At 71.3% G+C, this 14,306-nt stretch carries 14 protein-coding genes; 10 read left to right on the top strand and 4 right to left on the bottom strand.

The genetic code is table 11. From position 1 onward, the window contains the following. Nucleotides 1–62: 62 nt before the first annotated feature. The 5 genes from coaD (at nucleotide 63) to mutM (ending at nucleotide 2,954) form a co-directional block, all read left to right on the top strand. Entirely contained in the window at nucleotides 63–563 is a 501-nt protein-coding gene (coaD, locus tag C7474_RS07480) for a pantetheine-phosphate adenylyltransferase (protein ID WP_121058522.1), read from the top strand. 78 nt (nucleotides 564–641) lie between these two features. After that, nucleotides 642–1,136, top strand: a complete 495-nt coding sequence (locus C7474_RS07475) for a YceD family protein (protein WP_199692415.1) — start codon at nucleotides 642–644, stop codon at nucleotides 1,134–1,136. 2 nt (nucleotides 1,137–1,138) lie between these two features. Next, complete coding sequence (gene rpmF / locus C7474_RS07470) at nucleotides 1,139–1,348, top strand: 50S ribosomal protein L32 (RefSeq protein WP_050721097.1); 210 nt, start codon at nucleotides 1,139–1,141, stop codon at nucleotides 1,346–1,348. 12 nt (nucleotides 1,349–1,360) lie between these two features. Continuing rightward, a complete protein-coding gene (gene rnc, locus C7474_RS07465; RefSeq protein WP_121058520.1) occupies nucleotides 1,361–2,053 on the top strand; it encodes a ribonuclease III in 693 nt (230 codons plus the stop codon). Further along, nucleotides 2,046–2,954: a bifunctional DNA-formamidopyrimidine glycosylase/DNA-(apurinic or apyrimidinic site) lyase gene (gene mutM, locus C7474_RS07460; RefSeq protein WP_121058518.1), complete on the top strand. Its 909-nt coding sequence runs from the start codon at nucleotides 2,046–2,048 to the stop codon at nucleotides 2,952–2,954. The genes rnc and mutM overlap by 8 nt, the downstream gene beginning before the upstream one ends. A gap of 5 nt (nucleotides 2,955–2,959) precedes the next feature. Here mutM and C7474_RS07455 read toward each other — a convergent pair whose 3' ends face one another. Both C7474_RS07455 and C7474_RS07450 read right to left on the bottom strand, forming a co-directional pair. Then, the gene (locus C7474_RS07455; RefSeq protein ID WP_199692393.1) at nucleotides 2,960–4,039 is read right to left on the bottom strand and encodes a GNAT family N-acetyltransferase; all 1,080 of its coding nucleotides are present in this window, start codon (nucleotides 4,037–4,039) and stop codon (nucleotides 2,960–2,962) included. A 71-nt stretch (nucleotides 4,040–4,110) separates the two neighbouring features. Next, on the bottom strand, nucleotides 4,111–4,368 hold the full coding sequence (locus C7474_RS07450) for a hypothetical protein (protein WP_121058516.1): 258 nt from the start codon (nucleotides 4,366–4,368) through the stop codon (nucleotides 4,111–4,113). Nucleotides 4,369–4,808: 440 nt separating this feature from the next. Between C7474_RS07450 and smc the strand changes: the two genes are divergently transcribed. From smc to C7474_RS07435, 3 genes are all read left to right on the top strand, one after another. Next, nucleotides 4,809–8,300, top strand: coding sequence for a chromosome segregation protein SMC (smc, locus tag C7474_RS07445; RefSeq protein WP_121058514.1), 3,492 nt, complete (start codon nucleotides 4,809–4,811; stop codon nucleotides 8,298–8,300). Between the two features lie 49 nt (nucleotides 8,301–8,349). After that, nucleotides 8,350–9,222 carry a signal recognition particle-docking protein FtsY gene (ftsY, locus tag C7474_RS07440; protein WP_121058512.1) on the top strand — a complete coding sequence of 291 codons (873 nt, stop codon included), beginning with the start codon at nucleotides 8,350–8,352 and terminating at the stop codon, nucleotides 9,220–9,222. 99 nt (nucleotides 9,223–9,321) lie between these two features. Then, on the top strand, nucleotides 9,322–9,822 hold the full coding sequence (locus C7474_RS07435; RefSeq protein WP_121058510.1) for a DUF2004 domain-containing protein: 501 nt from the start codon (nucleotides 9,322–9,324) through the stop codon (nucleotides 9,820–9,822). A 100-nt stretch (nucleotides 9,823–9,922) separates the two neighbouring features. Here the strand turns inward: C7474_RS07435 and lipA are convergent, their stop codons facing one another. Next, nucleotides 9,923–10,945, bottom strand: a complete 1,023-nt coding sequence (gene lipA / locus C7474_RS07430; protein ID WP_121058508.1) for a lipoyl synthase — start codon at nucleotides 10,943–10,945, stop codon at nucleotides 9,923–9,925. Then, entirely contained in the window at nucleotides 10,942–11,592 is a 651-nt protein-coding gene (gene lipB / locus C7474_RS07425; protein ID WP_121058506.1) for a lipoyl(octanoyl) transferase LipB, read from the bottom strand. Before lipB ends, lipA begins: the two co-directional genes overlap by 4 nt. 66 nt (nucleotides 11,593–11,658) lie before the next feature. Between lipB and C7474_RS07420 the strand changes: the two genes are divergently transcribed. Then, nucleotides 11,659–12,672 (top strand): TetR family transcriptional regulator, encoded by a 1,014-nt coding sequence (locus C7474_RS07420; protein ID WP_121058504.1) that lies wholly within the window; start codon nucleotides 11,659–11,661, stop codon nucleotides 12,670–12,672. A 68-nt stretch (nucleotides 12,673–12,740) separates the two neighbouring features. Beyond that, nucleotides 12,741–14,294 (top strand): signal recognition particle protein, encoded by a 1,554-nt coding sequence (gene ffh / locus C7474_RS07415; RefSeq protein ID WP_121058502.1) that lies wholly within the window; start codon nucleotides 12,741–12,743, stop codon nucleotides 14,292–14,294. Nucleotides 14,295–14,306 lie beyond the last annotated feature (12 nt).

Here is a 14,306-nt window from a genome sequence, read left to right as displayed (position 1 = left end):
TGCGCCGTCACGCAGCAGATGCCCACAGGAGCGGGGCCGGGGCGGCCCACTAGTCTGGATGTATGAACAACCGCATCGCGGTCGTGCCCGGCTCGTTCGACCCCCCGACCCTGGGCCACCTCGACGTCATCCGGCGCGCCGCCGGCCTCTACGACCAGCTGCACGTGCTCGTCGTGCACAACCCCGGCAAAGAGGCGATGCTGCCCATCGCGCAGCGGCTGAGCCTGCTCGAGCAGTCCATCGCCGACGAGGGGATCGCGGGCGACATCGTCGTGGCCTCGTGGAGCATGGGCCTGCTCGTCGACTACGTCACCGACGTGGGGGCGGGGGTGCTCGTCAAGGGCATCCGTTCTCAGGTCGACGTCGCCTACGAGACGCCGATGGCCATCGTCAACCGGCACCTCGCCGAGGTCGAGACGGTGTTCCTGCTGCCCGACCCGTCGCACGCGCTCGTGTCGAGCTCGCTCGTGCGCCAGGTCGCCTCGCTCGGCGGTGACGTCAGCCCCTTCGTGCCGTCCGCCGTGGCGCGCTTCCTCGACCCCACCGGCAGTCGCGCCGGATAGCATGTCGGGGTGGCCCACAAGCATCTGAACTCCCCGTTCGCGTTCCCCGTGCGCGACATCGCGCACCGCACCGGCGAGATGCGCGAGCACGCGGTGGAGGTGCCCGCCCCCGAGCGGTGGGGCGAAGGTCTGGTCTCCGTTCCCGAGGGTGAACCGATCGGTCTGGACGTGCGACTGGAGTCCGTCCACGAGGGCATCCTGGTCACCACCGAGATCGCCACGCGGTACGTCGGCGTGTGCGGACGATGCCTCACGGACATCGCCCAGCCCGTCGAAGTCGAGTTTCAGGAGCTGTTCGGGTATCCTGGGGGAGAAGCGAACGACTTCGAGGTTCAAGACGACCACGTGGATCTTGAAACTCCGGTCAGGGATTCGATCGTCCTGTCGCTTCCGTTCCAGCCGGTATGCCAGCCGGATTGCCCCGGGCTCGACCCGAGCACGGGCGAGAAGCTGACTGAGCCTGCCGCGCAGGAGACCTCGATCGACCCGCGCTGGGCCGCGCTGCAGGCCCTCACCCCAGACCACGATGACGCGGCGCCTCGCCGCGCCGCCGATGACACAGAGAAGAGCTGACCATGGCAGGTAACCCCCCGAAGCGGAAGGTCTCCCGCTCCAACACCCGTTCGCGTCGCGCGCAGTGGAAGGCCGAGGCCCCCGCGCTCGTCAAGACCGTCGAGAACGGCAAGGTCGTCTACAGCCGTCCGCACCAGGCGAAGGTCGTCACCGACTCGCAGGGCACCGAGCTGTTCCTCGAGTACAAGGGCCGCAAGGTCGCCGACGTCTGATCGTCTGACGTCGTGACAGACGTTGTGATCGAGCACAGTACGCTCGTCGAGAAGCTCGGGGTCGACATCGACCCCGAGCTTCTGTCGCTCGCCCTGACGCACCGTTCGTTCGCGTACGAGAACGGCGGGATCGCGCACAACGAGCGCCTCGAGTTCCTCGGCGACTCCATCCTCGGACAGGCCGTGACGGTGCACCTGTTCACGCGCCACCCCGACCTCGAAGAGGGGTCGCTGGCGAAGCGGCGCGCGAGCGTCGTGTCGACCGTCGCGCTGGCGGAGGTCGCCCGCGGCATCGGACTCGGCGCCTACCTGCGCCTCGGTCGCGGGGAGGACCAGACCGGCGGACGCGACAAGGACTCGATCCTCGCCGACGCCATGGAGGCGGTCATCGGGGCGTCGTTCCTGTCGGCCGGCGCCGACGCGACGACCGCGCTGGTCCTGCGCCTGGTCGCGCCGCTCATGGCCGACCCGGAGCGTTATGGCGCCGCGATGGACCCGAAGACGAGCCTGCAGGAACTCGCCGCGCGTCTCGGGATGACGCCGCCCGTCTACACCGTCGAGGCGTCGGGGCCCGACCACAACCGGTCGTTCACCGCCACCGTCACCGTCGGCGCCAGCGCGCGCACCGGCGTCGGAACCAGTAAGAAACAGGCCGAGATGGCGGGCGCGCTCGCGCTCTGGCACGACCTGTCCACGCGTGCCTGAGCTTCCCGAGGTCGAGGTCGTCCGCGCCGGACTGGCTCCGGCCGTCACCGGCGCGCGCATCGTCGCCGTCGACGTGCACGACGATCGCGCCCTGACCCGGCATCCGCGCGGCGCCGCCGACTTCACGACCACGCTCACCGGCCGACGCATCACCGGCGCCGCCCGCCGCGGCAAGTTCCTCTGGCTGCCGCTGGATGCCGCATCCGGCACCGATGTCCCCGCGGCGATCGTGGGCCACCTGGGCATGAGCGGGCAGCTGCTGCTGCGTGAGCCCGGCGCGCCCGCAGAGCGGCACGAGCGCATCCGGCTCGACATCGACCACCCCGTGCACGGCGAACTCGCGGTCGTCTTCGCCGACCAGCGCACCTTCGGCTCGCTCGCCGTCGACGCGCTCGCGCCGACGGCCGACGGCGCCGCCGGCGGCTACGGCACCGAGGCGGCGCTGGTGCCCACCCAGGTCGCGCACATCGCCCGCGACCCGCTCGACCCGGCGTTCGCCGAGGCCGCGTTCCGCGCGCGCCTGGGCCGGTCGGCATCCGCGATCAAACGCGTGCTGCTCGATCAGGGCGTCGTCAGCGGCATCGGCAACATCTACGCCGACGAGGCCCTCTGGGCTGCGCGCATCCACCCCGAGACGCCCGCATCCGCGCTCTCCGCCCGGACGGTCACCCGGCTGCTGGCCGAGGTGCGCGCCGTGCTGCAGAAGGCCCTCGCCGAAGGCGGCACGAGCTTCGACGCGCAGTACGTGAACGTCAACGGGCAGGCGGGCTACTTCGCGCACTCGCTCAACGCGTACGGCCGCACCGGGGAACCGTGTCCCCGATGCGGCCGTCCGATCGTGCGGGTGTCGTTCACGAACCGCTCGAGCCACTACTGCGCGCACTGCCAGAAGCGGCGCTGACGCGGTCAGTCGATCGTCTTCTTCCACGCTCCGCTGTACGAGACGGGGACGAAGCCGATCGCCTCGTTGATGTCGAGCATCGGCCGGTTCTCCTCCGCGTTGTAGGTGATCACGCGGGGCGAGTCGGGAGCGATCGAGCGCCAGCGGGCGAGACCCGCCGTCTTGACGAGCTGCCCCAGCCGGTGCCCGCGGTGCTCCTTGAGCACGAGGGTGTCCTCCTGATGGGTGGCCGCCGTCAGGTCGCGCCCGATGACGAGTTCGTTGAACGCGACGACCGTGCCGGTCGCGTCCTCCACGGCGACGGTCACGAGGGCCGTCTGCCCACCGTCGAGATAGCGCTGATCGTGCCGCTTGAGGCGCTCGGCGTCCCACGTCTCCTCGTCGAACTCCATCGCCGCCGTCGGCACGTCGGTCGACATCCGCGACTTCGCCCAGGCGTACCCCTCGAGGTACTCGTCGGGCGTCGGCGCGACCCATTGCACGACGTGGTAGCCGGCGGCGGCAGCGGTCGCGCTGTCGAGGATGCGGTCCACCGCGTCACGCGACGCAGTGAGGTCGAGGGCGCTCTTGCGCTCCACCTGTTCGAGCGTGTACCCGTGCCGCGCGTAGAACCGCGCGGCCCGATCCTCGGGAACCGACCCGAAGCCGGTCGGGGCCTCGAGCCGCGTCCCCGGCGCGTCGGGGTGCTCCGCCCAGGACTGCAGGACGGTGCGCCCGTGTGCGCGCGCCGCGTCTTCGACGAGCGCGTAGGCGGCGGTGCCGATGCCGCGCCCGTGGTGCGAGCGCAGCAGTTCGACGATCCAGTACGCGTTCTTCGACTCGCCCTCCAGCGGCAGGTCGACACCGATGCGGCCGACGATCCGGCCGGCGTCGACGACGACCCAGATGAGTCGGATCTCGTCGGGGTTGCTCTGATAGTGCGGGAGCAGCTGCTCGGGCGTCATCGCGTCGTCGTCGTCCCCGGCGATCTCCCGGTAGATCTCGTTGCGGGCGAGGGTCATCCCGATGAAGTCGGCCGCGTCGTCCGCGTCGACGGATGCCGGGATGGTGAGCGGTCGGAATTCGACCGTGGTCAGGGTGCTCATGATGGTTCTTCCTTCGGTGGGTGGGGTCCCGGCGAAGGGGCCGGGACCCCGGTGCGTCCGCGGACGCGGCGTCAGTGTGTCGGCAGGCGGTGCGCGGCGTCGCGCCACGCCCGCTCGCGGTTCTCCCGGGCGACGGTCGCGTCGTGCGCTCGGCTGAGCAGTACGCGATCGGTCTCGGGGCGGGTGCTCCACAGCAGCAGTGTGAGCGCCACGCGCAGGGCGAGGCGGTCCAGCGGCCGGGTGCGGAGGGTGCGGGTCTGCAGCGGTTCCAGCGGCAGACGTTCGGGCGGCGCAGCGGTGCGCTGCGGCGCGAGGAGGGTCGTGTTCACGATGGTCTCTTCTCGGTGAGAGGTGGGAAGGGATGCCGGTGGCCGGCGGGAGACGTGCCGCAGCACGAAGGGAGGCGGGGGAACGCGATCGCCGACGACGGACGGATGTCCCGAGCCCCGGGGGAGGAGTCGCCGAGGCGACGTCACGCCCGAGTGCGGGCGGAGTCCTCTCCGGGAGCGGTCAGACGAGCGCGGAGGTGACCGGTGCGGCGCCGAAGGAGATGGTCCCGGCGCACACGCCGATCGCCGCGATACGCGGCGCGATTCCGGTGGTGTTCATGTGCATCATTTCGGGACCTCCTTTCTCGACTTCTGACGCGATCAGTGACATTAGCGTCCCGGGCGTGTCGCGTCAACCCCACCCGCGCGCGCCGCCGCGGAGGTGAGCCGCTCGTCCGCTAGCGTTGACCCACATCGATCCCGGCGCGGAGGCACCCCGTATGCACTTGAAGAGCCTGACGCTCAAGGGCTTCAAGTCGTTCGCGCAGCCGACGACGTTCGTCCTGGAGCCCGGGGTCACGTGCATCGTCGGCCCCAACGGATCGGGCAAGTCCAACGTGGTGGACGCGCTCGCGTGGGTCATGGGGGAGCAGGGCGCCAAGACCCTGCGCGGCGGCAAGATGGAAGACGTCATCTTCGCCGGCACCGCGACGCGCGGGCCGCTCGGCCGCGCTGAGGTGCAGCTGACGATCGACAACTCCGACGGCGCGCTGCCGATCGAGTACACCGAGGTCACGATCAGCCGCACCCTGTTCCGCAACGGCAGCAGCGAGTACGCGATCAACGGCGAGAACTGCCGGCTGCTCGACGTGCAGGAGCTGCTCAGCGACTCCGGTCTCGGCCGGGAGATGCACGTCATCGTCGGGCAGGGGCGTCTCGACAGCGTGCTGCAGGCGAGCCCCGAGGATCGACGTGGCTTCATCGAAGAGGCGGCCGGCATCCTCAAGCACCGGCGCCGCAAGGAGAAGACGCTCCGCAAGCTCGAGGCGATGGAGGCGAACCTCACCCGATTGAGCGACCTCGCCGGCGAGCTGCGCCGCCAGCTCAAGCCCCTCGGCAAGCAGGCCGAGATCGCCCGGGAGGCGGCGACGATCGCGGCCGTCGTCCGCGACGCGAAAGCGCGCCTCTACGCCGACGACCTCGTGGCGCTGCGCACCCAGCTCGCCGACCACGCCCGCAACGAGCAGGAGCGTCACACCGAGCGCGTCGTGCTGCAGGATCAGGCCGACCAATTGAAGCTCCGCATCGACGATCTCGAGACGCGTCAGCGCTCCGAGGCGGTCGACCGCGCACGTGCGACCGCGTTCGCGCTCGAGCAGGTGCAGGAGCGGCTGCGGGGCCTGTCGACACTGGCGACCCAGCGGCTGGCGCTCCTGGAGGACGACGGTCAGCTCGCGCTCGAGGTCGCGACGGTCAGCCAGTCGGCGATCGACGAGGCGCGCGCCGAGATCGACGAGATCGCCGGCGGGCTCGGCGATGCCCAGGATGCCGCCGCGGCGGCGGCACGGGACGTCATCCGCGCGCGCGCCGAACTCGACGCCCTCGATGTGGACATCGCCGCTCAGAGCGCGTTGGTCTCCGAGCACGACATGCGGCTGACGACGCTGCGCGGCGCGGCGGACGCCGCGGCCTCGCGCCTCGAGGCGGTGCGCACCGCCGTCGAGCGTCAGCAGCGCGCCCTGGATGCGGCCGTCACGCGCCGCGCCGAGGCCGCCGAGGTGCTGGCCGGAGTCGATCCCGATCTGATCCCCGAGAGCTCGTCGGCCGAGCACGCCGCCGCGTACGAGCGGGCGCAGCGGGACGCGTCCGAGGCCGAGACGAGCGTGGGAGCCCTGCGGGAGCGTCTGCACGCAGCCGAGCGGGAGCTCGAGTCGCTCACCGCGCAGACGGCGACCCTGCGGCGCGCGCTCGACGTGCGCAATGCCGCCGCCGCGTTCATCGAGCGCGGCGGCCGGGGGATCCGCGGCCTCGTCGGCGATGCCGTCAAGGTGACCCCCGGCTACGAGGCGGCGATCGCCGCGGCCCTGGGCTCGCTCGCCGAGGGGGTGCTGGTCGACGACGCCGATGCGGCTCTCGAACTCGCCGTCGCCGCGGCGGATGCCGACCTCGGTGCCGTCGACATCGCCGTCGCCGCGGGCGTGCCCGCCGCGCCCGCCGACGTCCCGGGCACCGTGCCCGCCCTCGACGTCGTCACCGCGCCGGACGGTCTGCGCGCCGTGCTCGGCACGGTGCACATCGTGGCCGACCTGGCCGCCGCGCGTGCCGTGATGCCGGCCATCCCTGCCGGCGCCATCGTCGTGACGCGGGCGGGCGAGACGCTCACGGCGCACACCGTGCACGCGGGTTCGGGCGCCGGGCGCTCCCGGCTGGAACTCGCCGCCGAGCGCGACGCGGCCGAGGTGCGCCTGTCCGAGATCGTGGTCGTCGCCGACTCGCTGCGCGAGGCGCTGGCCGAGGCGCAGGCGACCTGGAACGAGGCGCGGGGGCGCACCAAGACGACGTTGCAGACCCTGCGTGAGCACGACGCCGCCCTCGCCGCGCACTCCGAGCAGGTGAACCGCGCGACGGTCCGCCACGAGGCGGCCGTCGCCGAGTGCGAACGCGTGGAGGCGGGGCTCGCGCAGGCGCAGTCGGCGGTCGCCGACGCCGAGACGGCGGCCCGCACCGCCGGCGATGCGTACGAGCGGGCGCACGCCGCGCCGCGTCCCATCCTCGACGCGTCGGCGCGTGACGGGCTGCTCGATGCGCTCGAAGCGGCGCGCGACGGCGAGATGCGCTCCCGACTCGACGTCGAGACGCTCAAGGAGCGCGTGCGCGCCGGCGAGGCGCGCGTCGCCCAGCTCGAGCGGCAACGCGAGCGGGAGCGCGCCGCCGCGGAGGAGGCGGCGCGGCGCGCGGTGATCCGCCGCGCCCAGCGCGCCCTCGCCGAAGAGGTCGCGGACCGCCTCCCCGCCGTGCTGTCGTCCGTCGACCGCTCGGTCACTCAGGGGCGCGTGGAGCTGCAACTGGCCGAACAGGCGCGCACGGCGGTCACCGATGAGCTGACGCAGCTGCGCGCTCAGGACGCCGCAGTGCGCGAGCGACTCGCGCGGCTGACAGAGAGCGTCCACGGACTCGAACTGCAGATGCACGAGAAGCGTCTGCACGTCACGAGTCTGCTCGAACGCGTCGCGAGCGAGCTGAGCCTCGACGAGAACATTCTCGTTTCGGAATATGGTCCCGACCAGCCGATCCCCGGCGAGTCCGAGGGCGCGGAGGTCACCCCCTTCGACCGGGTCGCGCAGCGGCGCCGCCTGCAGGACGCCGAACGCAAGCTCGGCCAGCTCGGCAGGGTGAACCCGCTCGCGCTCGAGGAGTTCGCCGCGCTCGAGCAGCGGCACGCGTTCCTCACCGAGCAACTGGCCGATCTCACCCAGACGCGCACCGACCTGCTCACGATCATCGACGAACTCGACGAGCGGATGCAGGTGATCTTCCTCGCCGCGTTCGAAGACACCAAGACCGCCTTCCACGAGGTCTTCCCGATCCTCTTCCCCGGCGGCACCGGGTCGATCTCGCTCACCGACCCCGACAACCCGCTCACCACCGGCATCGAGGTGGCCGTGCGTCCGGTCGGAAAGAAGATCGAGCGGCTGTCGCTGCTGTCGGGCGGCGAGCGGTCGCTGGCGGCCGTGGCGTTGCTGACCGCCATCTTCAAGGCGCGGCCGAGCCCGTTCTACATTCTCGACGAGGTGGAGGCGGCGCTCGACGACGCGAACCTCGGACGCCTGCTCGGCGTGTTCGAGCAGCTGCGCGCCTCGAGCCAGCTCATCGTCATCACCCACCAGAAGCGCACGATGGAGATCGCCGACGCGCTGTACGGCGTCTCGATGCGCCAGGACGGCGTCTCCGCGGTGGTGGGGCAGCGCGTGCGCGAACGCGCCGCCGTCTGAACGCCGTTCGCGCCGCGGTCGCACCCGCGTTCTGACCTAGGCTGGAGTCATGGCGGAGAAGTCCTGGTCGCTCGGTCGTGCGCTGCGCGGCATGTTCGTCAAACCCACGATCGACGAGACGACCTGGGACGACCTCGAGACGGCGCTCATCACCGCCGACTTCGGCCCGGACATCACCGAGCGCATCGTCGAGGAGCTGCGTGAAAAGGTCGAGCGCTACCGTACGACCGACCCGCGCGACCTGCAGCGGATGCTGAAGGAGACGCTCGAGGAGCACTTCGCGAAGTTCGACACGACCCTCCGTCTCACCGAACGCCCCGCCGTCGTGCTCGTCGTCGGCGTCAACGGGGTCGGCAAGACCACGACGATCGGCAAGTTCGCGAAGTTCCTGCAGCGCTACGGCCGCTCGGTGGTCGTCGGCGCCGCCGACACGTTCCGCGCCGCCGCCGTTGACCAGCTCGCGACGTGGGCCGAGCGCGGTGGCGCCACGATCGTGCGTCCGCAGCAGGAGGGTCAGGATCCGGCATCCGTCGCGTTCCAGACGATCGACTACGCGAAGCAGCACGGCACCGAGATCGTGCTCGTCGACACCGCCGGCCGCCTCCACACCAAGGGCGGACTCATGGACGAGCTCACGAAGATCCGCCGGGTCATCGAGAAGCAGGCGCCCATCAGTGAGGTGCTGCTCGTGCTCGACGCGACGACGGGACAGAACGGCGTCATGCAGGCCGAGGCGTTCCTGCAGCACGCGGGCGTCACAGGGCTCGTGATCACCAAGCTCGACGGCTCTGCGAAGGGCGGTTTCGTGCTGGCCGTGCAGGAGCGCACCGGCATCCCCGTCAAACTGCTCGGGCAGGGCGAGGGCATCGGCGACCTCACCGGTTTCACGCCGCACGTGTTCGCGGCCGCGCTGGTCGACTGATGCACGCAGGCGCAGGTTCCTCCATGCACGCAGGCGCAGGTTCTTTCATGCACGCAGGCGCAGGTGGACGCGACACGGCGAGGGTGGTTGCATAGGGCCATGGCCATCGAGCACGACTACTTCGGGGTGCTGGCGTCGGGACCGGACGGATCGATCTTCTGGACCGAGGTCGTCGACCTCGGTGACCAGCGCGTCACGGTGGACCTCACCGCGCCCGACCAGGACGACGTGTCGGCCGACGCGCTCGACGTCGCGGCGGCGATGATCTCGGGGCTGGAGTCGATCGACCTCCGCGCCCGCGGGGCCATGGTCTCCGAGCTCGACGACCGCACGAGCGAGGTGACCGAGTACATCCTGCAGCAGCAGGAGCTGCTCGGCGAGGAGCTCGAAGACATGCTCGTCGACATCTCCGGCGACGTGCACATCGACGTCATCCGCTCGCTGGAGCTCGTGTCGGTCACGATCCTCGCCGACGAGCACGGCGGCAGCGACCCGTTCGCCGTACTCGAATACGCCCTCGACCGCGACGCCACCGACGACGTGCTGCTCGTGAACCTCGACTCCGAGGGCGCGGTCCTCTCCGTCACCAGCGCCGAGTAGCGGCAGGCGGGGCGTCTTCGCTCACCAGTCACGAGCGGCGACTCGCGAGCGTCCCAGGTCGCCGATTCCGTCTGCCGAACGCCGGGCCGCCGCCCGCTTTTCAGACCGCCTGCGCGAAGCCCTGGGTGACGGAGTCGCCGAGGTGGGACAGGTGGGGCGGGATCTCCCGGCCCTTCGAGATCATCGACTGCGCCCACAGGCGGCCGGCACGGTACGACGAGCGCACGAGGGGCCCCGCGAGCACGCCGAGGAACCCGATGCGCTCGGCCTCCTCCTTGAACTCGACGAACTCGGCGGGCTTCACCCAGCGCGCCACCGGCAGGTGGCGTGGTGTCGGCCGCAGATACTGCGTGATCGTGATGATGTCGGTGCCCGCCTCGTGCAGGTCGCGCAGCGCCTGCACGACCTCCTCCGGCTCTTCGCCCATGCCGAGGATGAGGTTCGACTTCGTGATGAGGCCCGCCGCGCGGGCCTGCGTCAGCACGTCGAGCGAGCGCTCGTACCGGAACGCGGGCCGGATGCGCTTGAAGATGCGCGGCACCGTCTCGACGTTGTGAGCGAACACCTCGGGGCGGGCCGCGAACACCTCGTCCAACAGCCGCGGTTCGCCGTTGAAGTCCGTCGCCAGCAGCTCGACGCCGGTCCCGGGGTTGATCTCGTGGATCTTGCGCACGGTCTCGGCGTTGAGCCAGGCGCCGCCGTCGGGCAGGTCGTCACGCGCGACGCACGTGACCGTCGCGTAGCGCAGCTGCATCCGCTGCACGCTCTCGGCGACGCGGCGCGGCTCGTCGATGTCGTAGTCCGCCGGCTTGCCGGTGTCGATCTGGCAGAAGTCGCAGCGGCGCGTGCACTGCGAGCCGCCGATGAGGAAGGTGGCTTCCCGGTCCTCCCAGCACTCGTAGATGTTGGGGCAGCCGGCTTCCTGGCAGACCGTGTGCAGCTGCTCGGTCTTCACCAGCGAGTGCAGCGCCTGGTACTCCGGCCCCATCTTCGCCCGCGTCTTGATCCACTCCGGCTTGCGCTCGATCGGCGTCTGCGCGTTGCGCACCTCCAGCCGCAGCAGGCGGCGTCCGTCGGGCGCCGCCGCGGGGGCGGATGCCGGCCCCGTGCCGCACGCGCTCACGCCGCGACCTCCGCGTCGGGGGTTGTGGCCGCGGAGCGGAAGGCCTCGGCGACGGCGTCGTGCACGTCGGCGGGGGAGACGTCGGCTCCCACCACTTCGCTGATCGTCGTCACTCCGGCGTCGGAGATGCCGCACGGGACGATCGAGCGGAACGGCAGCAGGGAGTTGTCGCAGTTGAGCGCGAAGCCGTGCATCGTCACGCCGCGCTGAACGCGGACGCCGATCGCGGCGATCTTGTCCTCGGAGAGGGGGCGGCGCACCCAGACGCCGGAGCGTCCCTCGACGCGGTAGCCGTCGACTCCCCACTCGCGCAGCACGCCGATCAGCACCGCCTCGAGTCGCCGCACATGCGCGACCACGTCGATCGGCTCCGGAAGGCGCAGCAGCGGGTAGCCCACGAGCTGCCCCGGGCCGTGCCAGGTGATCTTCCCGCCGCGGTCGACGTCGACCACCGGGGTGCCGTCGACCGGACGCTCGTGCCGCGCGGTGCGTGCGCCGGCGGTGTAGACGGGCTCGTGCTCCATCAGCAGCAGGGTGTCGTCGCGGTCGCCGGCGACGATCTCGGCGTGCAGTTCGCGCTGCAGCGCCCACCCCTCCTGATACGGGACGAAGCGGGGCGCGAGACCCACGGTGCGGACATCGAGCATGCGACTTCCTCTCGGCGCGCGGATTGCTGTACGGCGTCCAACAATACCCCTCGGTAGGCTGTGGTCATGACCACGCCCCCCGTGCGTCCCGGAGCCGGCAGGCCCCGCGCATCATCCCGCGAGACCCTCGCCGAGGCGGCGAGCGAGCTGTTCCTCGAGCGGGGCTTCGCCGCGACCTCCGTCGCCGACATCACGACGCGCGCGGGCGTGAGCCGCTCGAGCTTCTTCAACTACTTCGCCTCCAAGTCCGACATCCTCTGGGCGGGGCTCGACGAGCGCATCGAGGCCCTCGTCGTCGCACTCGATGCCGCCCCCGTGGAGGGTGGCGATGCGGCCGTGGCCGCGCGGATCCGCGACGTCGTCGCGGGCGTCGGGGCGGACTTCGCTCCGGACCCGCTCGCGCTCGGCATCGTCCACGCCACCGCGATGGGCATCGTCGACGAACTCGAGCGGGAGGCGGCGGTGCGGCGGGCACGCATCGCGCGCGCCGTCGCCGCGCACGCCCGGGCCGCGGGCGCCGACCGCATCCGCGCGGATGTCGTCGGGGCGGCGTGGGGCGGCGCCGTGCTCGCCGCGATCGAGGCGTGGGCTCAGGAGGGCGCCGGGCGCACCGCCCTCGCCCCCTTCCTCGATCGGGCCGCGGATGCCGTTTCCACCGCGATCGGTGGGGCCGCCGAGGGCGAGGTGTCGCAGTTGCGGGTCGTCGTGCAGGCAGCCGCATTCGAGCAGACCCTCGCCTTCTATCGCGACGTCGTGGGGATGCCGCAGGCCGAAGCGTATGAGGCCGACGGCGGCGCGCGCGTCGCGATCCTCGCCGCGGGCCGGGCGACGCTCGAGATCGCGAACCCCGCCCAGGTGGAGTTCATCGATCGCGTGGAGACCGACGGAGACGCGCCGAGCGACCGCATCCGCCTCGCGTTCCAGGTGGCCGACGCCGACGCCGCTGCGACGCGGCTGGCCGAGGCCGGCGCCGACGTCGAGGCGCGTCCGCGCGTGACGCCGTGGAACTCGCGCAACGCGCGCCTGCGGGGGCCGGCGGGGCTGCAGCTCACGCTGTTCCAGGAACTCGACCCGCACTGAGGCGCGCCGCAGGGCGCCTCCCGCGCGGCTCCGGCCCGCGGCCGCGGCTCGCGTAGAATCGGGGGATCATGGCGACTTTCGGCACCCTCTCCGACCGGCTCACAGAGACCTTCCGCAACCTCCGCACGAAGGGCAAGCTCACGCCGGCCGACGTGGACGGCACCGTCCGCGAGATCCGACGGGCGCTGCTGGATGCGGACGTCGCCCTGACGGTCGTGAAGGAGTTCACCGCGAAGGTGCGCGAACGCGCCCTCGGCGACGAGGTGAACCGCGCCCTCAACCCCGCGCAGCAGGTCGTGCAGATCGTCAACGAGGAGCTCGTCGCGATCCTCGGCGGCCAGCAGCGCCGCCTGCAGTTCGCCAAGAACCCGCCGACCGTCATCATGCTCGCCGGTCTGCAGGGCTCGGGCAAGACGACGTTCGCCGGCAAGCTCGCCAAGCAGCTCGAGAAGGACGGACACACGCCCCTGCTCGTCGCGTGCGACCTGCAGCGACCCAATGCCGTCAACCAGCTGCAGGTGGTCGCGCAGCAGGCCGGCGCCGCGATCTATGCGCCGGAGCCGGGCAACGGCGTCGGCAACCCCGTGCAGGTCGCGCGGGACGGCGTCGAGCACGCACGCCGTCACCAGCACGACATCGTCATCATCGACACCGCCGGCCGGCTCGGTGTGGACGCCGAGCTCATGAAGCAGGCCGCCGACATCCGCACCGCGACGAACCCCGACGAGGTGCTGTTCGTCATCGACGCGATGATCGGTCAGGATGCCGTCAACACCGCCAAGGCCTTCCAGGACGGCGTCGACTTCACAGGTGTCGTGCTCTCCAAGCTCGACGGCGACGCCCGCGGCGGCGCAGCCCTCTCGGTCGCATCCGTGACGGGCCGCCCCATCATCTTCGCCTCGACCGGTGAGGGCCTCGACGACCTCGAGGCGTTCCACCCGGACCGCATGGCCAGCCGCATCCTCGACCTCGGCGACATCCTGACCCTCATCGAGCAGGCCCAGCAGGCCTTCGACGAGGAAGAGGCGATGAAGGTCGCCGAGAAGCTCGCGAAGGAGCAGTTCACGCTCGAGGACTTCCTCGAGCAGCTCCAGCAGATGAAGAAGATGGGCTCGATGAAGAAGATGCTCGGGATGCTCCCGGGCATGGGCCAGATGAAGCAGCAGCTCGACGACTTCGACGACCGCGAGATCGACCGCACCGAGGCGATCATCCGCTCGATGACGCCGGGGGAGCGCCGCAACCCCAAGGTGCTCAACGGCTCCCGTCGCCTGCGTATCGCGCGCGGCTCCGGCATGACTGTCACCGACGTCAACCAGCTCGTGCAGCGTTTCGACCAGGCGTCGAAGATGATGAAGACCGTCGCCCGCGGCGGGGTCCCTTCGATCCCCGGCATGGGCCCGATGGGTGGCAAGCCGGGCGCGTCGAGCAAGCGCGGCAACAAGCAGAAGAGCAAGACCGGGTCGCGCTCGGGCAATCCCGCCAAGCGCGCCGCCGAGAACGCGGGACTGCCCGCCGCAGCGTCCGCTCCGACGGGATCGGGATTCGGCCTCGGCGGCGGGGCGAAGCCCCCGTCCGAGGCGGACCTCGCCGAGATCCAGAAGCTGTTCGGCAAGGGCTGAGGCCCGCCTCGA

Origin of the sequence: Microbacterium telephonicum (assembly GCF_003651225.1) — a bacterium.
GTDB lineage: Bacteria > Actinomycetota > Actinomycetes > Actinomycetales > Microbacteriaceae > Microbacterium > Microbacterium telephonicum.
This window is presented reverse-complemented; position numbering and strand designations above follow the sequence as displayed.